The organism is Pseudomonas sp. B34(2017) (assembly GCF_002112915.1).
GTDB lineage: Bacteria > Pseudomonadota > Gammaproteobacteria > Pseudomonadales > Pseudomonadaceae > Aquipseudomonas > Aquipseudomonas pharyngis.
The window spans coordinates 861021-879984 of sequence record NZ_NEJA01000001.1 but is presented as its reverse complement, the minus strand read 5'-3'; the positions used below and the strand labels follow the sequence as shown (position 1 = coordinate 879984).

General features: G+C 60.6%; 15 protein-coding genes. 5 read left to right on the top strand and 10 right to left on the bottom strand.

Annotation, left to right across the window (positions count from 1 at the left end):
- Position 1: 1 nt before the first annotated feature.
- The 10 genes from CAF80_RS04235 to yaaA form a co-directional block, all read right to left on the bottom strand.
- On the bottom strand, positions 2-1567 hold the full coding sequence (locus CAF80_RS04235; protein WP_039769445.1) for an MBOAT family protein: 1566 nt from the start codon (positions 1565-1567) through the stop codon (positions 2-4).
- 143 nt (positions 1568-1710) lie between these two features.
- Positions 1711-2835 (bottom strand): mannuronate-specific alginate lyase, encoded by a 1125-nt coding sequence (locus CAF80_RS04230; RefSeq protein WP_085666869.1) that lies wholly within the window; start codon positions 2833-2835, stop codon positions 1711-1713.
- Between the two features lie 8 nt (positions 2836-2843).
- Positions 2844-4295: an alginate O-acetyltransferase gene (locus CAF80_RS04225; protein WP_039769449.1), complete on the bottom strand. Its 1452-nt coding sequence runs from the start codon at positions 4293-4295 to the stop codon at positions 2844-2846.
- Positions 4296-4305: 10 nt separating this feature from the next.
- Positions 4306-5877, bottom strand: coding sequence for a mannuronan 5-epimerase AlgG (algG, locus tag CAF80_RS04220; RefSeq protein WP_074691430.1), 1572 nt, complete (start codon positions 5875-5877; stop codon positions 4306-4308).
- Between the two features lie 26 nt (positions 5878-5903).
- Entirely contained in the window at positions 5904-7391 is a 1488-nt protein-coding gene (locus tag CAF80_RS04215; protein WP_074691171.1) for an alginate export family protein, read from the bottom strand.
- Entirely contained in the window at positions 7388-8794 is a 1407-nt protein-coding gene (gene algK / locus CAF80_RS04210) for an alginate biosynthesis TPR repeat lipoprotein AlgK (protein ID WP_074691173.1), read from the bottom strand. The genes CAF80_RS04215 and algK overlap by 4 nt, the downstream gene beginning before the upstream one ends.
- A 9-nt stretch (positions 8795-8803) precedes the next feature.
- On the bottom strand, positions 8804-9973 hold the full coding sequence (locus CAF80_RS04205; protein ID WP_074691175.1) for an alginate biosynthesis protein Alg44: 1170 nt from the start codon (positions 9971-9973) through the stop codon (positions 8804-8806).
- A gap of 35 nt (positions 9974-10008) precedes the next feature.
- A complete protein-coding gene (gene alg8, locus CAF80_RS04200; RefSeq protein ID WP_163974069.1) occupies positions 10009-11490 on the bottom strand; it encodes a mannuronan synthase in 1482 nt (493 codons plus the stop codon).
- A 106-nt stretch (positions 11491-11596) separates the two neighbouring features.
- Positions 11597-12913 (bottom strand): nucleotide sugar dehydrogenase, encoded by a 1317-nt coding sequence (locus tag CAF80_RS04195; protein ID WP_039769459.1) that lies wholly within the window; start codon positions 12911-12913, stop codon positions 11597-11599.
- Positions 12914-13723: 810 nt separating this feature from the next.
- The gene (gene yaaA / locus CAF80_RS04190) at positions 13724-14503 is read right to left on the bottom strand and encodes a peroxide stress protein YaaA (protein ID WP_011332561.1); all 780 of its coding nucleotides are present in this window, start codon (positions 14501-14503) and stop codon (positions 13724-13726) included.
- Positions 14504-14783: 280 nt separating this feature from the next.
- Here yaaA and CAF80_RS04185 point away from each other — a divergent pair, with 280 nt between their 5' ends.
- The 5 genes from CAF80_RS04185 to moaE all read left to right on the top strand — a co-directional run bounded on the left by CAF80_RS04185 (position 14784) and on the right by moaE (position 18922).
- Positions 14784-15908 (top strand): polysaccharide deacetylase family protein, encoded by a 1125-nt coding sequence (locus CAF80_RS04185; protein WP_039769461.1) that lies wholly within the window; start codon positions 14784-14786, stop codon positions 15906-15908.
- Between the two features lie 349 nt (positions 15909-16257).
- Positions 16258-17652, top strand: coding sequence for a PhoH family protein (locus tag CAF80_RS04180; RefSeq protein WP_011332563.1), 1395 nt, complete (start codon positions 16258-16260; stop codon positions 17650-17652).
- A 101-nt stretch (positions 17653-17753) separates the two neighbouring features.
- Positions 17754-18227 (top strand): cyclic pyranopterin monophosphate synthase MoaC, encoded by a 474-nt coding sequence (gene moaC / locus CAF80_RS04175; RefSeq protein ID WP_064382454.1) that lies wholly within the window; start codon positions 17754-17756, stop codon positions 18225-18227.
- Positions 18224-18466 carry a MoaD/ThiS family protein gene (locus tag CAF80_RS04170; RefSeq protein ID WP_039769463.1) on the top strand — a complete coding sequence of 81 codons (243 nt, stop codon included), beginning with the start codon at positions 18224-18226 and terminating at the stop codon, positions 18464-18466. The genes moaC and CAF80_RS04170 overlap by 4 nt, the downstream gene beginning before the upstream one ends.
- Before the next feature lie 3 nt (positions 18467-18469).
- On the top strand, positions 18470-18922 hold the full coding sequence (gene moaE, locus CAF80_RS04165; RefSeq protein ID WP_039769465.1) for a molybdopterin synthase catalytic subunit MoaE: 453 nt from the start codon (positions 18470-18472) through the stop codon (positions 18920-18922).
- Positions 18923-18964: the final 42 nt, after the last annotated feature.

Genomic DNA, 18964 nt, shown 5'->3' with positions numbered 1-18964 from the left:
CTCAGAACTGGAAGTAAAGGAACGGCGAGAAGCTTTGCGCCGAGAGTTTGAGAATCGAGGCGATGAACAGCAGCAGGATCAGCCCGCGCATCACGTAGCGCGACCAGTCCGCGGTCCAGTAGGCCGGTTGCACCTGGGCTTCGACGCCGACGGTGTAGCCGGGCTCGTGGATGCTCGCCGGGTTTTCGCCCGGAGCGGCCTTGATCATTCCCGGCGTCGCCGTGGCAGGGCCATTGGCCTCGACGTTGACCTCAGGTTTGGTCTTGGCCGGCGGCTGGTTGGTGTACAGATCACGCAGGCCGAAGAACGCCAGGGTCACGTAAGCCACCACCAGGGTCGCCACTTGCAGACCGGTGAGGCTGGCCTGGTTGAGTTCCGACAGCGACCAGTCGCCGAAGCTGAACATCGCGCCGTACATGCGGCCGGCGACGTGCAGGTTCTCGGCGCGGAAGATCACCCAGCCCATGACCACCAGCAGGAAGGTCAGCGCCCAGCGGATCGGATTGAGGCTGCGCGGCGCGGTGTTGAGGCCGAGCATTTTTTCAATCGCCAGCCACATGCCGTGCCACGCACCCCAGACGATGTAGGTGATGTTCGCGCCGTGCCACAGACCACCGAGCAGCATGGTCAGGAACAGGTTGCGATAGGTCATCAGCGTGCCTTTGCGGTTGCCGCCAAGCGTGATGTACAGGTAGTCACGCAGCCAGGTCGACAGACTGATGTGCCAGCGGCGCCAGAACTCGGTGATCGACTGGCTGATGTACGGCTGCTTGAAGTTTTCCATGAAGCGAAAACCCATCATCAGGCCCAGGCCGATGGCCATGTCGCTGTAACCGGAGAAGTCGAAATACAGCTGCGCGGTGTAGGCCAGCGCGCCGAGCCAGGCATCGCCCGTGGTCGGGTTTTGCAGGGCGAAGCAATGGTCGGCCACCACGGCGAGGGTGTCGGCGATGAACACCTTCTTGATGAAACCCTGCATGAACCGCGTGCAGCCCTCGGAGAACTTGTCGAGGGTGTGGGTGCGGTTGTTGAACTGATCGGCCAGGTCACGGAAACGCAGAACGGGACCGGCAATCAGGTGCGGGAAGATCGCCACGAACGCCGCGAAGTCGATCAGGTTGCGGGTGGCCGGGGTATCGCCGCGGTAGACGTCGATGATGTAGCTGATCGACTCGAAGATGTAGAACGAGATACCGATCGGCAGCAGCACGTGGGTCAGGATGAACGGCTCAAGGCCCATCGAGGTCATGATCGCGTTGATGCTCTCGACCCCGAAGTTGGCGTACTTGAAGTAGCCGAGGATGCACAGGTCCACCGCCACGCCGAGCAGCAGCCAGCGCTGGGCCGGTTTGGTGCGCACGCCGGCGGCGCCGACTTTCAGGCCGATCCAGTAGTTCCACAGGGTGACGCCGGCGAACAGCGCCAGAAAGTCCACCCGCCACCACGCGTAGAACACGTAGCTGGCGATCAGCAGCAGCAGGTTGCGATAGCGTTGCCCGCTCAGGTAGTACAAGCCGAGAAAGATCGGCAAGAACAGAAACAGGAACACGTTGGATGAAAATACCATCCCGATCTCTCCATGTTTGAACCAACAGTCAAGGGCCAAAGCCCCCCCAAACCCCCCGTGGAATTGGAGGGGTGAAACAGTCCTGCGATCGTTCCCACGCAGACGGTTCGACGCCTCGACGTGGGAACGATCAGCGGTCAGTGTCAGGAACCTTTGTTGCCCTTTTCATGGGACGGGTCGTAGACCTTGGTCAGGTCGCCGCCGAGGCGGAAGGTCTTGAACGGCTGCATCCCGTGTTTCTTCTCGAGCACATCCGGCGGGCAGGTGTAGAGGGTGCAGAACGGTTCGAGCCAGGCGAATTTCATGTCCTCTTTCAAATCGGTCATGTCCTGCTCTTTGCCGTTCTTCTTCTCGAACTGATCCGGGTCTTTCACTCCGGCCAGCACCCGGTCACCCAGGCGTTTCAGCGCGCCGTTGTTTTCCTGACGCAGATCCACACCGTTGACCTGGGCGAAACTGGCGATCATCGCCAGTGGCGGCAGGGCGTAGTTGTGATAGGCGAGGGCGCGTTGCTGGCGCTTGAGTTCGTTCGGCAGGAAACCGTCGGCATCGACTTGATTGACGCCGACCTTGTATTCCTTGACTGCCCAATCGAACAGGTCGCGGCGGTTGGTCGCGACCGCTGTCGCCATCACCGACCACGCGGCCCAGTACGAGTGGTTGTTGGTTTTTTCCAGCGGCAGGTTGTCCCAGTCGCTGACCACCTGATCGGCCATCTTGCTGAACCAGGCTTCGATCACCTGGGCTTCCTGCTGATGCTGGGCCAGCGGATGGGAGTCGGAGAACTTCAGGCGAATGTACGAAGACGCCATGCTGCCCAGCGCCCATTTGCGCATCGACTTGCCGGTGTGGTTGAAGTCTTTCGACATCAGCGCATCGGCCTTGGCCCACGCGGTGAGCCAGTTGAGCGTGCAATCGAGCTGTTCCGGGCGACCGTCGCGCATGAACTGCATCACCCGTTTGGCAGTGCCGCGTTCCAGGTTGGTGATGTCTTTCGTGGTGTCGCGAAAGGCTTTTTCCGACTGCACGTTCAGCGTCGCGCGAGCCTTGTCCGAGCCTTCGTATTTGCTGCGAAATTGCAGCGGGCCGGTGTAGGGCGTCGGCATCGCATCGCAGCCTTCGCTCTTGTCGCCGGTCTTGAATTTATCCACAGGCGCAAAATAGCCCTGTGGCGGACGCAGTGGTGCGGCGGCCTGCGCGGTGCCGGCGAAGATCGCCAGCCCGAGCAGCGTCGGCGCCAAAAGAGTTTTCAGTTTCGGATTTCGCATAGCAGACCTCATTGCCCGACCTGAGCGGTTTGTTGCCCAGCGCCCGGGAATACGTTGCGTTTGCAGATTTTCGCTTCGACTTTCTGTGGCGCGGTGCCCGCTTCCGGGCCCTGGACTTCGACCGCCAGCAGGTTTTGCGAGGCCCAGTCTTCGTCCGTGCGCAACTCAAAGGCGAAACGACCGTCGGTATCGGAGGTTTCCGGTTTCTCGATCTTGATGTCCTCGTGGCGACCGTTCATGTACCAGAGGGTGGCTTGCAGAGTTTTCACCGAGGTGTCGGCGAAGCGGATGTCGACCTGGTGGCTGCTGTTCTGCAGGTTCAGGTTCTTGCTGTTGACCAGCAGTTCTTGTTTGCCGCCCGGCTTGAGCGTGGTGCTGGCGGACATTTGCGCCTCTTTGCCTTCGCAGCCGTTGTCGAGCAGCGCCATCATCTGGCGATAGATGGTTTCCTGGTCGAGGCGGTACAGCGGCGAGAATTCCCAGATGAGAATTTTCGGCGGCGTCTTCTGGAATTCGTCGCTGCCCAGGTACTGCAGCATCGAACCTTCCAGACCGCCGCCGGGGAACGCGACGTTGAGAATGTCGGCGCCGATGGCTTCTTCGAGGAAACCGGCGAAGTTGTAGTTCTTGCCGCTGTGCGAAGTGCCCACGAGGGTGATCTGCGGATTGCCGGAATCACCGAACAGGTCGCCGTCACCCGCTTCGCCTTTCGGCTCGGTGGTGAACTGGTCCATGTACTGGATCGCGTAACTGGTGCCGCACAGTTGCCCGGCCATGTTGTGCAGGGTGCCGGTCTTGCCCATGCGTCCGGAGCGTTTGGTTTCGAACTCACGCTTGGGAATGTCGGCGAAGGCCGGAATCTGCTTGACCTTCTCGGCGACGATTTTCGCCGTGCGCTGGGCGCCGTACGGGGTCCAGTGCTGGTCGCCGCGGAAGTAGAAATCGTGGGCGGGCAGGGTCTCCGGCAGCGACTCGTTGGTCAGTGGCGACAGGTCCGGCACCACGTAACCCATCTTGGCGAAACGGCCGAGCATGGTCTTGTAATTGCCCAGCGCTTTCTCGTAATCGAACGCGGCTTTTTCCGCCGGGTTGAGCTTGTTGCGGTTCACCAGGCCACGGGTCGGCTGGTAGACGATCACCAGTTCGACGCCTTTGGCCTTGAACGCATCGTGCAGCTGTTGCAGGCGTTTGTAACCGGCCGGGGTGGTGTTGAACTCGGTGCGCAGGTCTTCCTGGGTCCGGAACAACCAGTCGCCCTGCGCTTGCACCAGAGTGGTGAAGTTCTGCTGATAGCGCGTGGTGTAGTTCTTCGCGTCATGGGCGGCCGGGCACAGACTGCAGCACGGTTCGGCGGTGAACGTCGGCGCTTTCACTTCGTCCGCGCGGGCGCCGTTGCTGGCCGCCAGGATGCCCACGGTCAGGGCCGACAGGCTGAGTAATTTGATCAGGTGTGGGTGCATAAAATTATCCTCAGTCCTGCAATTCGGTCTGGCGTTCGACAGGGTCGATCAGCACGGCTTTCTGCTGGCGCACCAGCAGGTCGAGAATTTCATCCTGGCGCTCGCCGAGGATGCCGTTGAAGCTGATGCCGCTGGATTTGGTCGGCGCCAGCATCGACACGCGATACAACTCGACACTCAACGGCGAATCGATTGACAGCGGGCCGCTGCCGTTGGCCGCCAGTTCACCGCCGACCACGATCAGCGAGACCTGGGCGTCGAACGGGTCAAGCTTGATGTCACGGTCGGTGTCGGTCAGGTCCTTGATGTGCCCGTAGACGCCGGTCAGGCCGTTGGCCATGGCGACGTTTTCGTAGAGGCGGATGTTCACGCTGTTACGAATGCGGATGCCGTGGCGCTTGTTGCTGATGACCTTGTTGCCCCACAGCAGGTTGTCGGCGGACTCGTAGAGGGTGATGCCGTCGGTGTGGTTCTTGTAGATCTCGTTGTAGGCGATCAGGTTGTTCACGCTGTTACGGTCGATCACCAGCCCCGAGAGGTGGTTGTCGTAGCTTTTGTTGTTGAAGATGAAGCTGTCGTTCACTTCACGGGAAATGATGATCCCGTGCTTCTTCTTCGTGCCGTACACCGTGTTCTCGGCAATGATCAGACCGTGGGAACGGTCGTGCGGGTCGATGCCGTAGACGATGTTGTCCTTGTAAGTGTTGCCCTTGACCACGAAGTCGCGGGTCTCGTAGCAGTAGAAGCCGTACCACATGTCCGAGAACTCGGAGCCGACGATCCAGCCGGTCGGCTCGGGACGCTTGAGCACCTTGGCCATGTTCGGCGTGTACTGGGAAATACTCACCCCGTAGGACTTACTGTTGGCGTAGCCGAAGCTGGCCATCTTGCTGTTGACGATGTAGGTCTCGGTGCCGCCCCAGGCCAACAGGAACGGGCGGAATTCCTTCGGCGAACGGAAGGTCGCCGGGCCGTTTTCCTTCTCGCGCCAGCCAGTGACCTTGGTATCACGCACGAACAACTGGCCGTCGTTGACCAGGAACGAACCGGCCTCCTGGGACAGGCGCAACTCCTGGGTCTGGCCGTCGATTTCGAGGATGCCTTTGCGGCCGACCACGATCGGCAACTTGGCCAGGTAGACGCCCGGCGAGGTTTCGCTGAAGTACTGCTTGGGCAGTTTCTGCGCCAGCTCTTTCAGGTTCATGTAGCCGTCGTCGACGAAGATCGCCTGCGGGATGCCGTGCTGACGCACCACCCATTCGGCCATCTTGTTGTCGCCGCCGATGAAGTCCTTCAGGGCGTCTTCCTGCATCATCCGGCGCACGCTGATCTTGCCCGGTTTGCTGCGCACGATTTTCGCGGCGGTGGCTTCGGCGGTGTAGCCGGAGAGGTCGGGCAATTTCGGCTTGGCCAGTTCCAGCGCTTCGGTCGGCGCGCTGCTGACGGTGTAGGTCTTGGCCTGTTGCAGCTCCTTGGCGGTGGTCGCGGGTTTGGCCGGTTCCACACTGGCGAAGGCGCCGGCCGAGGCCAGCAGCATCGCGCCGGCCAGCAGGCTGAGTGAGCCTTTGCGGGCACTGTTCATGTCGGGCACTCCCTTGGCGGTCAGCATCAGAAGCGCCAGATCACGTCGATGAACGCGCGGTGCATGTACGAATCGACCTGGCTGCCATAGGCGTCACCCGGCTTGAACACGCCGCCTCGGAAACGCACCAGCGCCGACGGTTCGTCGATCGACTGGCTCAGCGCCGCCGGCAGCAAGCCTTGCTTGAAGTACTTGGTGACCACCAGATCCATTTCCTGGCCCAGATCCTTGTTGCCGTCCTGCAGTGGCAGGGAAGTGCTGGAAAGGATCGCGCCGGTGACGTCGTCGGTGTTGTTCTCCACGGCGTTGATGCCGTTGCTGCCCACCGGCTTGTTGCCGTCCACACGCCAGAACTTGTGGTAGATCAGGCTGGCGTCGTACTGGTCGTTGAGCATCCACGAACCGAACAGGGTGGCGGTCTGCATGTTGTTCATTTCGCCACGGAAGGCCTCGCCGAAACGGTGAACCCGCGAGCGAGTACCGGTGTAGTTCGAGCGGTTGCTTTCCAGGCCGTTCTGTTCGTAATCGGCGCTGGCACGGGCATACGCCGCACCGACCTGCCATTGCGGATCGAGGCGCAGGCGCACACCGATATCGGTGGCCCAGCCGTCGACGTTGTCACTGCGCTTGGCTTGCGCCGGACGAGTGCCGTCGGCGTTGAGAGCGTTGACCGTATCGCGGTCGCCGCTCATGCCGGTGATGCTGCCCCAGTAGTTGACGGTGTTGGTGTTGCGCCAGTTGTAGGCGTCGCTGTCAGCGGTCAGGCCGAGCCAGCTGATGTCGCCGTTTTCTTTCTTGTCCAGCGAATCGCCGGCCACGCCCGGCTCCGGATAGTCGAGCTTGCCGTCGTCGTGGGTGTGGTGACCGCGAATCCCGACCCAGTTGCCCGGTGTCCACTGGTAAGCGGCATCGGCGTAGGCGTGCAGGCGATCCTTGTCTTTCGGCGCCAGCTCTTTCAAGTCGGTGCGGTATTCGCTGAAGCGTTCGGCGACACCGGCGTTGGCGCGCAGCAGGGTGGTGTCGAAGGTCCAGTTCAGGGCTTCGATGTTGGTGTCGCGCCACTGGCCGTCGTCGTTGCGCAGGCGCTGGCGACCGAACTTGAGGATCTCGCCGGGGTAGGGCGTCAGGCCGCTGTAGCCGACCCAGAACTCACGCATCGCCAGGTAGTTTTTCTTGGTCTTGCGGTCGCCGTTGTCGGTGGTCTGGGTGCCGTCGCTGTCGGACTGCTGCAGGGTATCGGTCTCGATGATGTCGGTCGAGGTCACGGCCTGGCCCATGGCGTAGGCGCTCCACGCGCCGCTTTCGCCGTAGACCCACGGGCGCAGGTCGAGGCCGAGGCCGTTGACGTCGCCGCCGCTGGCGGTGCCGAGGTCGCGGTCGTCTTCGGACTGGCCGGTGATTTTCACTTCGAGGCCGAAGTTCTTCGATTCAGTCATCGCAGCCAGGGTCGGGCAAGACCAGATCAGCGCGAACGTGAGGCCAATGCCGGCCTTCACAAAGGGATTCAATTTCATGGTTTTTCCTCGCCGTCTTCTTCTTGCAGGGCGTGCAGTTGCAGCGTGTTCTGGCTCAGGGCGCCACGGGTCGCCTGTTCCTGTTGCAGCAGGCGCCGGGCTTCGGCCAGGCGCTCGGGCGGCAGTTGGGCGGCGAGGGTGGTCGCCAGCTCATCGGCTTGCGGGGTGTTTTGCGCCTTGGCCAACTGGCTGAACACATAGGCATTGAGCGGGTCGGGCTTGGTGCCCTTGCCTTGGGAAAACAGCTGGGCGATGGCGAAATCGGCGCTGTTCTGGCCGTTGCGCGCAGCGGTCAGCAGATGGTCGAGGGCCTTCTGCGGATAGACCTTGCCCAGGTAGCCACGGCGGTAGATCTGGCCGAGGTAGTAATCGGCAGCGACTTCGCGGCCGACGGCTTTCTGGAAATGTTCCTCGGCGACTTTGGCGTCGGCCGGGACCAGTTTGCCTTCGTAGTAGAGCTTGCCCAGCAGCAGTTCGGCGCGCGGCTGATCGGCGGCGCGGCCGTTGTCCAAGTACTTCATCATCTGGTCGACGTCGCCCAGTTCCGGGAAGTCGTAGAGCAGTTGCGCGAGGGTGACCCACGACGCGGGGTAACCCGGCGCGATCGGCTCGAGCAGCGACTGCGCGGTTTTTTCGTCGGTCTTGCCCAGGGTCGAATCGGCCAGCACACGGGCCACGGAGTCCACCCGCTGAGCACTGACGGTGCCGCGGCTGTAACCGGCCTGCAGCTGCTTGATCAGTTCGGCCTGTTGCTCCGGCGCGCCACGTTTCTGATAGACCGTGGCCAGCTCGACGTAGCAGATGTCGGTGGTGTTGAGCGCGGCCTTGCAGATTTTTTCCACGTCATCCAGATGCTGGTCGTAAGTGCCCTGGGTGCGATACAGCAGCACTTGTGCGAGACCTGCTTCCGGGTAACCGGATTTGCGCCACTGGTCGATCTGCTGCTGGGCATTGATGTTCGGGAAACTGTGCGGGTATTGCAGGTACAGCATCGCGAGCGGGATCAGTGTGTTGCCTTCGCCACTGGCGGCGGCTTTCTTCAGCAGGCTTTCGGCTTCCTGATGCTCGGCCTCGGTGGAGCCGGGCTTGGCCACCAGCAGACGACCGAGCCGGGCCTGGGCACGCGGCGAAACACTGGCGGCTGCGCGGTAGGTGGCTTCGGCCTGTTTCATTTGTTCCGGATCGCGGCTGTCGACCTGGATATCGGCGAGGCCCACCTGGGCTTCGCTGTAACCCAGATCGGCCAGCGCACGGTAGTTCTGCGCGGCGGTCGCGGTGTCACCGCGCTTGAGCGCTTCGTTGGCCAGACGCTGGTCGGGCAGGCCGGCGCAACCGGCCAGGGCGATTGCCATGGCCAGCGTCAGCGGGACCGGCAGGATTCTGATAGGGCTCGTCACGGGCATGTCCTCGACTTAAAGACCGGCAGCCATGGCTTTGTCGATCAGCCAGTTCAGGTTCGGACCACGGTCGCTGTTGACTTCCACCGGGCGGCCGGCGAAGCGGCTGTCCAGCGGCTCGTCAGGCTGGATCTGCACACGGATGTCGGAGGACAGGTCGGCACTTTTCAGGCTGGTGCTGCTGACGATCTTGCCGGTGCGGGTCTTGTCTTCGCCGGCGATCTGGAAGCTCACCGGGGTGCCCGGACGCACGTCGCCGAACTGGCGATAGGAGAAGCGCGCATCGACGGTGGCCTGGGTGTTGCGCGGCACCAGCTGGAAGATCACGTCGCCCTTGCTCGCGTATTGACCGTCGGCCACCAGTTGCTGGGCCACGGTGCAATCGCACGGCGAGGTCAGGGTGCCGGTCATCTGTTTGCCGAACAGTTCTTCAACCTTGGCCGGGGACAGTTGATCTTCTTCCAGGTGACCTTTGAGTACGTCGAGCATGCTGGTGCTGAACGTCGCCAGCGGTGCGCCCTTGGCGGCGACGCCGTCGGACTTCACCAGGCTTTGCACGGTGCCGTCGCGCGGCATGGTGATGTTCATCCCCGGCACGCTGACCAGACCGGCCTGCGCATGGCTGACGAAGTACATGCTGTACACCGATTTGAAAATGAAACCCGCCGCCACCAGGCCGACCGCGAAGATACCGGCGCTGAACGTCACCGCTTTCAGACGCCCGAACGGGGTCATGCCGGAGTCGCCGTCCTTGACCTTGCGGGCCTTGGTGAAGTTATCGCGCTGCAGGGTTGCCAGCACTTCGCCGATGCTGACGATGTCGCCGGCCAGGTGCGAAGTGATCAGGTGGCGCAGGGTGGAAATGTCCTGCGGCTCGAGGTTCTGGAACTGGCAGCCAGCACGACCCGTCTGGCGGTCGTAGGAGCGCACTTGCAGTTCAACGTCCATGGCCAGGCCGAGGTTGTCGATGACGAACTGCAGACGCGCCTTGTACACCTCGCCGACGGTCAGCGGCAGTTGTCCGGCGTTGAACGCCAGACCACCGGCGGACAGGTCGAGGACCCGCGCTTCAACCGGACTCCGGTCGGGGCCGAAGAAACGCAGCTTGGCCGGGATTTTCACACGGGCGTGCTGGCGCTGGGCTTCGGATTCATGCACTACGTTGGCGTTGACGGCGGTATTCATGGGGGCGATTTCCTTGTTAATTCAATAGGGGCAGGTCAGACCATCATCAGCAGCACGGCGACGAAAATGCTGCCGGCGGAGAAGGTCATGGTCCGAGACGACCAGGTGTTGAACCAACGTTGAAAGCTGGCGAGATCACGGGTCAGGGAAGTGGGTTGTCGGGTCCAGGATTGTTGGTCGAGGCGGAAGAACACGTAGATCTTCACCAGCGCACCGACGATCTGGTTGTAATAGAGAATTGCCGGGTAAGCCGGGCCGATCCGGTGGCCGGAGCAGGACAGCAGCAGCGTCAGAATCAGACGGGTGATGCCGATCCACAGCAGGTAAACCAGGATGAACGCGGTGCCGTACTTGAAGCTGGCGATGATTGCCACGGTCAGGCCGAGCAAGGATGTCCACATCGATACGCGCTGGTCGAACAGCACCACCGAGGTGAAGGCGCCGAGGCGTTTTACACCCAGACCCAGAGCCCGGGAGTTCTGGCGCAGGTTGTTGCCGTACCAGCGGAACATCAGTTTGCGGCTGGCCTTGATGAAGCTCTTTTCCGGCGGGTGTTCAACGGTGTTGATCGCCGCATCCGGCACGTAGAAGGTGTCGTAGCCCAGGCGCATCAGGCTGAACCAGCTCGACTTGTCGTCGCCGGTCAGGAATTTGAAACGGCCCAGGCGCCAGTGTTGCAGCGAGTCGCTTTCAACGTCGGCGATGAATTCCGGGTTGGTGACCACGGTGGCGCGGAACACCGACATGCGCCCGGTCATGGTCAGCACGCGTTTGGACAGGGCCATCGAGCACATGTTGATGTGGCGCTGGGCGAAACGCAGCTTGTGCCATTCGCTCATGATGTAGCCGCCGCGCACTTCGCAGAATTCGTTGGTGGTCAGGCCGCCGACGTTGCCGAACATCTGGAACCACGGCACGGTTTTGCGCACTACGCCTTCGCCGAGCACGGTGTCGCCATCGATCACGGCCACCACGGCGCGGTCGTCCGGCAGGTGACGGGAGATCGCGCGGAAACCATAGGCCAGGCCATCGCGTTTGCCGGTGCCGGGAATGCGTACGAAGTCGAGTTTCACGCGGTCTGGCGGATTCATCCGCGCCCACAGTGCCTTGACCAGCAGCTCATCGGACATTTCGACGATGGAGCAGACCACGGTGGTCGGCAGTTCGCAGTCGATGGCTTCGCGGATCACCGAGCTGTAAACCTGCGCGGTGGTCAACGCGTCGATGCGGAAACTGGTGACCATCAGAAACACATGGGACGGGTCCGCCGCCTTACCCAGCTTGCGAACCTTGCGGCGCAGGTGCGGGTAGACGATGTAGAGAAAAATCATGCCGCGCACAAAGTGCGTGGCACCCATCGAGTAGCGCCAGATACCTACGGCGCCAATCAGGAAAATGAAGTCCTTCGACTCGGAGTCGAATGTGGACGTGGGCAGCATCAGGGCCAGGCCCATCAGCAGGCTCAGAAACAAAAGCCAGCCGGCGGATTGCAGAAAAAAATGTTTGAGCTTGGACATGACCGTCATCCGAAGGTGATGGGAGCTTTAAGCGACAAGCTTCAAGCTTCGAGCTGCAAGTGAAACGCTTTGGCTTGCAGCTCGAGGCTTGTCGCTTAGGGCCGAGTTACCAGCAGATGCCTTCAGTGCGGCTACCGGCGCTGGTGGCCTTGGACATGAAGCCCACCAGGTCTATCACCTGCTTGCCCTGCGGCGCCTCTTCGGCGAGGGCGCGGAACTTCTCGTCGCGGTTGCCCAGGATGATCACGTCGGAGTTGTCGATCACCGAATCGAAGTCCGAATTGAGCAGGGACGATACGTGCGGGATCTTCGACTCGATGTAGTCCTTGTTCGCGCCGTGGACACGGGCGTACTGGACGTTGCTGTCGTAGATGCTCAGGTCGTAGCCTTTGCCGATCAGCATCTCGGCCAGTTCCACCAGCGGACTTTCGCGCAGGTCGTCGGTGCCGGCCTTGAAGCTCAGGCCCAGCAGGGCGACTTTGCGTTTGTCGTGGCTTTCAACGATGTCAAAGGCGTTCTGCACTTGCGATTCGTTGCTGCGCATCAGCGAGTTGAGCAGCGGCGCTTCGACGTCCAGGGAACCGGCGCGGTAGGTCAGGGCGCGCACATCTTTCGGCAGGCACGAACCGCCGAAGGCGAAGCCCGGGCGCATGTAGTACTGGGACAGGTTGAGGGTCTTGTCCTGGCAGACCACGTCCATCACTTCGCGGCCATCGACGCCCACCGCTTTGGCGATGTTGCCGATCTCGTTGGCGAAGGTCACTTTGGTGGCGTGCCAGACGTTGCAGGTGTACTTGATCATCTCGGCGACGGCGATGTCCTTGCGGATGATCGGTGCGTCGAGTTCTTCGTACAGCGATTGCAGAACGTCACCCGACGCCTTGTCGAACTCGCCGATGACGGTCATCGGTGGCTGGTCGTAGTCGGCGATCGCGGTGGATTCACGCAGGAACTCTGGGTTGACCGCCACGCCGAAATCGACGCCGGCTTTCTTGCCGGAGCAGTCTTCGAGAATCGGGATGACAACGTTTGCCACGGTGCCCGGCAGTACGGTGCTGCGCACGACGATGGTGTGACGGGTGGATTTTTCACGCAGGACAAAACCGATCTCGCGGCACACCGCTTCGATGTAGTTCAGTTCCAGGTCGCCGTTCTTCTTGCTCGGCGTACCGACGCAGATCATCGACAGGTCGGTGTCGCGAATCGCTTCGGCGAAGTTGGTCGTACCGCGCAGACGACCGGTCTGGATACCTTGTGCGAGCAACTCACCCAGGCCCGGTTCAACAATGGGAGATTTGCCAGCGTTGATCATGTCGATCTTGTCTTTGGCAACATCGACGCCCACCACGTCGTGGCCCCGAGCAGACAGGCAACCGGCACATACTGCGCCAACGTAACCCAAACCAAATATGCTGATGCGCATCGCAATTACCTCTGTATATATCAGGCCTTAGAGGGCCGGAGTTAATGGTGTTCAGCGTTCATTAGTGCACTCGAAAGTGCGGCATACAGGCGCCACAATGCCGTGTGCAGGCATACTAAGTTTCGAGTGTCTAAATAAGTGCACTCAAGATGTGCGTAACCAGGCCTTGTTGTTATGACGTGCCCTGTTATGCAGCCGATCTTCTTTGGAGAAGACTCTTGTGCAATCGTCTTGCGCGCTCGATGTCAGGATGAAAGTCCCGTAAATCAAGCGGTTGGGTGCTCAGGCGAGCACGTTTATAAGGGCGCGGCCATGGCCTTTGTAGGGGATATTAATGGTTCGTATCTCCTGTCCATCGTCTGCTTTGAGACTAGTTAGTCATCTAGGCAAGTTGCTGTGACAACTTGGTTACATGGCTATCTGCTCCGCGTAAGTTATCTCGTACAAACTCGGCGAGAATCGTTACCGGTGGTATGAGCTATGCATTCGGACGAAGTTCCTGTCCGCTCATCGCGAAATCTGAAATTTCTTGAAATATTGTCAGAGATGGCACCAGTATCAATTTGATAGCAATTTCGTTTTCGACCTTTAATAACAGGCGAAAAATCACGTTAGATAGTTTTGTGCCACTACGGTGAAAAAATTTAGGTGCCACTACTGAAAAAAATGATCAGTGTCGAGTGAAACTAATCTTAGAAAAGGCAGGGAGGTTTTTCTGGCGCCATTAAAATGGCGAAATGTGGCGAGGGTTTTTTGACATCGTGCGAGCTGCACGACTCTTCATATAAAGAGTCGTGCATTAGGCATGCTTTATTCGGGGGCGTGATCGCGTAGAAACACCAGATTATCCGGTTTCGATTGCTCGGCGCTGTAGCGATAACCCTGCACATCGAACTGTTTGAGCAGGGCCGGATCGTTGATTTTTTCCTGGATCACGAAACGGCTCATCAGGCCTCGGGCCTTTTTCGCGTAGAAGCTGATGATCTTGTATTGGCCGTTCTTCTGATCCTTGAATTCGGTGTTGATGATCCGCGCGTTCAGGGCCGTGCGCTTGACCGCCGAGAAGTACTCGTTGGATGCCAGGTTCAACAGCACGTCATCGCCCTGATCGGCCAGCGCTTCGTTCAGCCACTCGCTGATGCGCGTGCCCCAGAAGGCGTACAAGTCTTTGCCCCGGGCGTTGGCCAGTTTGGTGCCCATTTCCAGGCGATATGGCTGCATCAGGTCGAGCGGGCGCAGCAGGCCATAGAGGCCGGAGAGCATGCGCAGGTGTTTTTGCGCGTAATCGAAATTGGCTTCACTGAAGGATTGCGCGTCGAGACCGGTGTAGACGTCACCCTTGAACGCGAGCAGCGCCTGCTTGGCGTTTTCCGGTGTGAACGCTGGTGTCCAGCTGCCGAAACGCGCGGCGTTGAGGCCGCCGATCTTGTCGGACACGTGCATCAGTTCGCTGATCTGCGCCGGGCTCAGTTCGCGCAGTTGCTGGATCAGTTCCTGGGAATGGTCGAGGTATTGCGGCTGAGTGAAGCGCTGGGTCGCCGGCGGTGTTTCGTAATCGAGGGTCTTGGCGGGGGAAATCACCATCAGCATGAAGTCGTCTCCTTTAATCGTGGGGGCGATTCTAGGGGGTTGGGGCGGATGACTCCAGCTATCAGGTCCATAGGTGATCGGCGGTGTGCCACCCAACCCTGATCGTTTCCACGCTCTGCATGGGAATGTAGTCAGTGACGCTCTGCGTCACCCCGGCAGCGGACGCAGCGCGTCCGGGGAGGCGTTACCACGCAGAGCGTGGGACGATCATCTGTGTGCCTGCAGGAATTACTGTCGGATCGGCTATAGTGCGGCGCGGGTTTTGTAATGGAGACACCCTTTGCGCATTGTTCTTTTCTTCACCGCGTGGCTGTTGAGCGTCGGTGCCGTTGCGGCGCCGGGCGATATCGCGACGCTGGATCGCAGCACCTGGCCGGAAAAGCTCGACAACCCGACGCTGTTCGACGTCGCCTCGCGGGCGGAAATTCTGATGTTCGCCCGAGGCCTGCTCGGCACCGAAGCGCTGGATGAGGCTGCGCTGGCTCAGCGTCTGGGGCTGCGCACGGTCAATCTGGATGCGATCAACAGCCTGCGCGAGCGGCTGTGGCAGCGTCTGCTCGCCAACTACAACTTCGCCCAGCAAAGCTGCGATCAGGACGCCTCGTTCTGCTTCCTCGTCGAAGACCTGCCGACCTTGCGCGAGCAGGCCGCCAAATTCGTGGTCAGCGACGAAAGCTATTACACCAAGTGGGCCGAGCCGAGCCGGATCTTCCATCTGCAATATCTCGATGAACTGATGCGCAAGGCGGCGCTGTCGCCGCAGACCAGCAGCGAAATCGATCATTTCGGAGACTACGAGCGCAACGGCGACGACATGCACGATCGCCTGTTTCTGCTGACTTTCGACAGCGCCGCCAACCTGCAGCCGGACAATACCGACTGGCTCGCCGAGTACCTGCGCAAGTCGAACCTGAGCGGCACCTTCTTCATGTTGGGCAAGGATGTTCAGGCGCGATTGGCCGACCGTTCCGTCAGCAGCCTGCAAGCGGCGTTTTCGCAGCAGTGCGTCGGCGTGCAGGGCTGGGAATTCAGGTCCCACAGCCACTGGCAGGACTGGCAGGATTCGGTGCGGCGCAGTGCCGATCTGGTCCGCAACAAGCTGCCGGAAAACTACGTGCCGCTGTTCCGTCCACCGGAAGGGCAACGTCGCAGCGATGCCCGGAGCTTTTTCAACAGCCAGGGCCTGCAAGTGGCGCTGTGGGACATCGATGCCCAGGACGGCGCCGGCAAGCTCAAGGGCGCTCCGAGCGCGCAGCGGGTGCTGACCCTGATGCTGCTGTGGCGGCACGGGGTGATCAATTTCAACATGAAACAGGATGCGGTGAAGACCGCGTTGCCGTGGCTGATCACGCAAACCGCGCAAAGCGGCATCGGCTGGGAAGACTGTCAGGACGCGTTTCGCTGAAAAACGGCAAGAGCCCGGAAACATTGGGCTTGGGGTGAATTTTTTGCAGAATTCGATTCAGGCGGACTTCCGACTCTAACGGGGGCAGGGCGGTCCGCCAAGGGCTTTTCGTCACTTTGCAAAATAAACTTCAAAAAAGCGTCAAAGTGCTTTTTTCTGTCACGGGTTTTGGAGTATTACGAAGTCAGACCGCCGAAACCTGCAACACAGGTGGCGTCTTCCAAGACCCATTTTGTGTGCGGTTCACCTGCTATCCCGACAAAAGCTGTGCAGGTGGATTCGGCAGTCACTTCGAGGCGCAGCACCGCCGAGGTATTGCGTCGAATGGCTCCCACAAAGGTGACCGAGTATGGATGATCACGGACGTAGCCCTTCCTCCAACCAGCCAATCCTTTATGTACTCGATACCAACGTACTGATTCACGATCCGAACGCCCTGCTGAATTTCGAAGAACACCACGTCGCGATCCCGATGACCGTGCTTGAAGAGCTGGACAAGCTCAAGAGCGGGCATCACAGCGTGGCCGCCGAATGCCGTCAGGCGATCCGGCTGATCGACAAGACCCTGGGCGATGCCTCACCCGATGATGTCGAACAGGGCGTGCCGATCCAGCGTGGCAAGGGCGGTCCGAAGGGCTTGCTGTCGATTCTGATGAGCAAGCAGGCCGAATCGAACCTGATTCTGCCCGAGCATCTGAACGACAACAAAATCATCAACCAGCTGATTGACCTGCACACCCGCGAACCGAGCAAACCGGTGGTGCTGGTCACCAAAGACATCAACATGCGCCTCAAGGCGCGCGCCTGCGGGATCGACGCCGAGGACTACAGCACCGACCAACTGGTCGACGACGTGTCCCTGCTGCCCAACGGCTATCACAACATGACCGGCTCTTTCTGGGACCGCGTGAGCAAGGTCGAAACCCGTCAGGACCACGGTCGCACCTGGCATCAGGTCCAACTGATCGACAACCTGCCTGCCGTGCATATCAACGAATTCATCATTGATGAGCAGGGCTTCGTCGGCTGGATCAAGGAGATCGAAGAAGACAAGCTGCTGATCCTCGACCTGCACCAGGAACCGCTGTTGCACCAGGAAGCCTGGGGCCTCAAGCCACGGGACATCTATCAGAGCCTGGCGCTGTATGCGCTGCTGGATCCGGATATTCACCTGGTCAACCTGTCCGGTGCCGCCGGTTCGGGTAAAACCATTCTGGCGCTGGCCGCTGCGATCGAGCAGACCATGGTCAGCAAGCGTTATCGCCGCATCATCGCCACCCGCAGCGTGCAGGGCCTGGACCAGGAAATCGGCTTCCTGCCGGGCACCGAAGCGGAAAAAATGGAGCCTTGGCTCGGCGCCATCACCGACAACCTCGAAGCCTTGCACATGGATGACGAAAACACCCATGGCAGCGTCGACTACATCCTCAGCAAAGTGCCGTTGCAGTTCAAATCGCTCAACTACATTCGCGGTCGCAGCTTCCAGCAGAGCCTGATCCTGATCGACGAATGCCAGAACCTCACGCCGCACCAGATGAAAACCATCATCACCCGGGCCGGCGCCGGTTCCAAAGTGGTGTGCCTGGGCAACCTGGCACAGATCGACACCCCTTACCTGTCCGCGACCAGCTCCGGGCTGACTTACCTGACCGAACGCTTCAAGGATTTCCCCAACGGTGTGCACATCACCCTGCAAGGGGTGCCTCGCTCGATCCTGGCCGAATACGCCGAATCGCATCTGTAACCGTCAAACCGAACCGGGCGACTGCAAAGTCGCCCGGTTTTTTATGTGCGCAATTCTGACCCCCAGGTTTACAATCGACGCTCCTGATCAGGAGTAATCCCGTGCTGACTCATCTCGATTCCCAAGGTCGCGCCAACATGGTCGACGTCACCGAAAAAGCCGTGACGTTCCGTGAAGCGACGGCCCAAGCGCTGGTGCGCATGCTGCCCGATACCCTGCAGATGATTGTCAGCGGCGGCCATCCCAAGGGCGACGTGTTCGCCGTGGCGCGCATTGCCGGCATTCAGGCGGCGAAGAAAACCAGTGACCTGATTCCCCTGTGCCATCCGCTGATGCTGACCGGCGTCAAGGTCGAACTCAGCGCCGAAGGCGATGACACGGTACGCATCGTGGCTCGCTGCAAACTGTCCGGGCAGACCGGCGTCGAGATGGAAGCACTGACCGCCGCCAGCGTCGCCGCGCTGACGATCTACGACATGTGCAAGGCCGTGGACCGTGGCATGACCATCGAAAGCGTGCGTCTGCTGGAGAAGGTCGGCGGCAAGAGCGGGCATTTCCAGGCGGAGCAGCCATGAACCTGACCGTGAAGTTTTTTGCCCGTTACCGCGAGGCGCTGGGCGTGGATTCGGTGAAGGTCGAGGGTGATTTCTTCACCGTCGATGACGTTCGTGCGTTGCTGGCGCAGCGTGAGGGGGCCGAGGTGCTGAGCGAACAGAACCTGATGTGCGCACGCAACGAAGACCTCTGCCAGCTCGACGAGCCGGTGGTGGATGGCGACGAAGTGGCGTTTTTCCCCACCGTGACCGGAGGCTGAGCCATGCACATTCGGGTGCAGTCCGAACCGTTCGATCCGGGTGCCGAAGTCAACGCGATGCACGCGGCCAATGTCGGCGTCGGCGCGGTGGTGAGTTTTGTCGGCTACGTGCGCGACTTCAACGATGGCCTCGATGTCGCCGGAATGTTCCTCGAACACTATCCGGGCATGACCGAAAAGGCCCTCGGCAAGATCGCCGTTGAAGCCGAGGAGCGCTGGCCGCTGTTGAAGCTGGAAGTGCTGCACCGCATCGGCGCGCTGGAACCGGGTGAGCCGATCGTGTTTGTCGCCGCTGCCAGTGCCCACCGCCAGGCAGCGTTCGACGCCTGCGCCTTCGTCATGGATTACCTGAAAACCCGCGCACCGTTCTGGAAGAAAGAGAACACCAGCGACGGCCCGCGCTGGGTCGAAGGCCGTGACAGCGATCATGCGGCGGCGGATCGCTGGAAGCAGTAAATCTTCTTTTATCCCCTCTAGTGCATCAGCCGACCATTGGCT

What these genes read in the sequence shown, in the direction of transcription:
- CAF80_RS04235 (WP_039769445.1), bottom strand. Translation starts at nt 1,567, where the DNA reads ATGGTATTTTCATCCAACGTGTTCCTGTTTCTGTTCTTGCCGATCTTT.
- CAF80_RS04230 (WP_085666869.1), bottom strand. Translation starts at nt 2,835, where the DNA reads ATGCGAAATCCGAAACTGAAAACTCTTTTGGCGCCGACGCTGCTCGGG.
- CAF80_RS04225 (WP_039769449.1), bottom strand. Translation starts at nt 4,295, where the DNA reads ATGCACCCACACCTGATCAAATTACTCAGCCTGTCGGCCCTGACCGTG.
- algG (WP_074691430.1), bottom strand. Translation starts at nt 5,877, where the DNA reads ATGAACAGTGCCCGCAAAGGCTCACTCAGCCTGCTGGCCGGCGCGATG.
- CAF80_RS04215 (WP_074691171.1), bottom strand. Translation starts at nt 7,391, where the DNA reads ATGAAATTGAATCCCTTTGTGAAGGCCGGCATTGGCCTCACGTTCGCG.
- algK (WP_074691173.1), bottom strand. Translation starts at nt 8,794, where the DNA reads ATGCCCGTGACGAGCCCTATCAGAATCCTGCCGGTCCCGCTGACGCTG.
- CAF80_RS04205 (WP_074691175.1), bottom strand. Translation starts at nt 9,973, where the DNA reads ATGAATACCGCCGTCAACGCCAACGTAGTGCATGAATCCGAAGCCCAG.
- alg8 (WP_163974069.1), bottom strand. Translation starts at nt 11,490, where the DNA reads ATGTCCAAGCTCAAACATTTTTTTCTGCAATCCGCCGGCTGGCTTTTG.
- CAF80_RS04195 (WP_039769459.1), bottom strand. Translation starts at nt 12,913, where the DNA reads ATGCGCATCAGCATATTTGGTTTGGGTTACGTTGGCGCAGTATGTGCC.
- yaaA (WP_011332561.1), bottom strand. Translation starts at nt 14,503, where the DNA reads ATGCTGATGGTGATTTCCCCCGCCAAGACCCTCGATTACGAAACACCG.
- CAF80_RS04180 (WP_011332563.1), top strand. Translation starts at nt 16,258, where the DNA reads ATGGATGATCACGGACGTAGCCCTTCCTCCAACCAGCCAATCCTTTAT.
- CAF80_RS04170 (WP_039769463.1), top strand. Translation starts at nt 18,224, where the DNA reads ATGAACCTGACCGTGAAGTTTTTTGCCCGTTACCGCGAGGCGCTGGGC.
- moaE (WP_039769465.1), top strand. Translation starts at nt 18,470, where the DNA reads ATGCACATTCGGGTGCAGTCCGAACCGTTCGATCCGGGTGCCGAAGTC.